The following is a 215-nucleotide window of genomic DNA, read 5'->3' as shown; positions in this document are numbered from 1 at the left end:
CCGAGGCCACGGTGAAGACGCACGTCAGCCGGCTGCTGGGCAAGCTGGAGCTGCGCAGCCGGGTGCAAGCGGCGGTGCTGGCACAGGAGTTGGGCATTTAGAGGCTTCGTGAAGGTTTGGAACCGAAAGAGTCGCACACAGTGGTCCAGACCTATTGACCCGTGGTCCAGACCTTTCTATTCTCGCCGCACCGTGGGCACGAAGGCTCAGTCGTG

General features: G+C 62.3%; 1 protein-coding gene. It reads left to right on the top strand.

The genetic code is table 11. The features are described 5' to 3' along the window. Positions 1 to 101, top strand: a 101-nt coding sequence (locus tag CCN29_RS34520; RefSeq protein ID WP_143661484.1) for a LuxR C-terminal-related transcriptional regulator, incomplete at its 5' end; no start/stop codon positions are given. Positions 102 to 215: the final 114 nt, after the last annotated feature.

The sequence above is a fragment of the Streptomyces pseudogriseolus genome (assembly GCA_002154585.1).
Lineage (GTDB): Bacteria > Actinomycetota > Actinomycetes > Streptomycetales > Streptomycetaceae > Streptomyces > Streptomyces pseudogriseolus.
Note: the sequence above shows the minus strand (reverse complement) of the source record. Positions and strands in the feature narration are given on the sequence as shown.